This window comes from Halomonas sp. 707D4, assembly GCF_024158685.1.
Classification (GTDB): Bacteria; Pseudomonadota; Gammaproteobacteria; order Pseudomonadales; family Halomonadaceae; genus Vreelandella.
In genome coordinates this window covers 1-1,821 of the sequence record NZ_JAMZBD010000554.1, presented here as the reverse complement: position 1 = coordinate 1,821, position 1,821 = coordinate 1, and the positions used below count along the sequence as shown (strand labels likewise).

Here is a 1,821-nt window from a genome sequence, read left to right as displayed (position 1 = left end):
TGCGCCATCCGCTGGGCAGCCTGCTCACCATGCTCGCCATCGCCATCGCCCTGGTGCTGCCCGCCGCCCTCTGGCTGACGCTCGACAGCGCCCGGCTGCCAACCCCCGGCCCGGCGGCACGCTGTTTGGGTTTGGGCTTGGGCGCGGGGGCGCGTCGGTCGGGGGCGGCGCTCGCCCGGCGACGGCTGACCGCGCCTTGGCGGCGGGAGGGCTCCGGCGGCGACGTCGGGCGCTTCATACGGCCCCCTCGTCGGCGATCAGCCGCCCGTCGCGCAGGCGCAGGATGCGGTGTTTTAGCCTGGCGATCAGCGCCAGGTCGTGACTTGCGATCATCACCGTGGTGCCGATGCGGTTGAAATCCTCGAACAGGCCCATGATGTCGGCGGACAGATGCGGGTCGAGGTTGCCAGTGGGCTCGTCGGCGAGCAGCAGCGCCGGCTTGTTGACCACGGCGCGGGCGATGCCCACGCGCTGCTGCTCGCCGCCGGAAAGCTCCACCGGCAGCGCCTTCTCGCGGTGCAGAAGCCCCACCTTGTCCAGCGCCGCCCGCACCCGGCGCGCGGACTCGCGAGGCTCGAGCCCCTGGATCTCCAGCGGCAGCGCCACGTTTCTGAACACGCTTCTATCGAACAACAGCTGGTGGTCCTGGAACACCACGCCGATCTGGCGGCGATAGAACGGCACCTGGCTCGGGTGGAGCGTGGCGATGTCGTGGCCGGCGACCACGACCCGGCCCCGGGTGGGCTTCTCCAGGCGCATGATCAGGCGCAGAAGCGAGCTCTTGCCCGCGCCGGAGTGGCCGGTCAGAAACACCATCTCGCCCGGGGCGACGTGAAAGTTCAGGTGGGCCAGCGCCTCGAAGCGCCCGCCGTACCGCTTGCCGACGTGCTCGAAGGCGATCATGCGCGGCCGTCGTCCTCGGGCCGGTCAAAAAGCGCCGTGACGAATTCGTCGGCGACGAAGGGGCGCAGGTCATCGAGACCCTCGCCCACGCCGATGAAGCGAATCGGCGTTTCGAGCTGCTTGGCGAGGGCGAAGATCACCCCGCCCTTGGCGGTACCGTCGAGCTTGGTCAGGGTGATGCCGCTGACCGGCACCGCCTCGTTGAAGGTGCTGGCCTGGGAGATGGCGTTCTGGCCGGTGCCCGCGTCGAGCACCAGCATCACCTCGTGGGGCGCCGTGGCGTCGAGTTTCTTCATCACCCGGTGGACCTTCTTGAGCTCCTCCATCAGGTGGCTCTTGTTGTGCAGCCGCCCGGCGGTGTCGGCGATCAGCACGTCGACACCGCGCGCCTTGGCCGCGGCCACCGCGTCATAGATCACCGAGGCGCTGTCGGCGCCGGTGTGCTGGGCGATGACCGGCACGCGGTTGCGCTCGCCCCATACCTTGAGCTGCTCGACCGCCGCCGCGCGGAAGGTGTCGCCGGCCGCGAGCATCACGCTCTTGCCCTCGCGCTGGAAGCGCTGGGTCAGCTTGCCGATGGTGGTGGTCTTGCCGGCGCCGTTGACGCCCACCACCAGGATCACGAAGGGGCCCTCGTCGGGCTTGTCGAGGGTCAGCGGCGTCGACACCGGCGTGAGCAGGCGCGCAAGCTCCTCCTGCAGCCCCTTGTAGAGCGCCTGGGCGTCGCCAAGCTCCTTGCGCGAGACTCTCGCCTGCAGCGACTCGATGATCTCGGTGGTGGCCTCGATGCCGACGTCGGCCATCAGAAGCTGGGTCTCGATATCCTCGAGCAGCTCGTCGTCGATCTGCTTCTTGCCCAGAAACAGATCCGCCAGGCCGTCGGTCAGGTTGGCCCGGGTGCGCCCGAGCCCGGACTTG

At 69.5% G+C, this 1,821-nt stretch carries 3 protein-coding genes; all 3 read right to left on the bottom strand.

The annotated features are described in order from the left end of the window. On the bottom strand, nt 1–238 hold a 238-nt coding region (locus BIS11_RS16490; RefSeq protein WP_253586575.1), incomplete at its 3' end, for a hypothetical protein. Next, nucleotides 235–903, bottom strand: coding sequence for a cell division ATP-binding protein FtsE (gene ftsE / locus BIS11_RS16485; protein ID WP_253420732.1), 669 nt, complete (start codon nt 901–903; stop codon nt 235–237). The genes ftsE and BIS11_RS16490, both read right to left, overlap by 4 nt. Then, the coding region (gene ftsY, locus BIS11_RS16480; RefSeq protein ID WP_253586574.1) for a signal recognition particle-docking protein FtsY at nt 900–1,821 on the bottom strand (922 nt) is incomplete at its 5' end. The genes ftsE and ftsY, both read right to left, overlap by 4 nt.

What these genes read in the sequence shown, in the direction of transcription:
- ftsE (WP_253420732.1), bottom strand. Translation starts at nt 903, where the DNA reads ATGATCGCCTTCGAGCACGTCGGCAAGCGGTACGGCGGGCGCTTCGAG.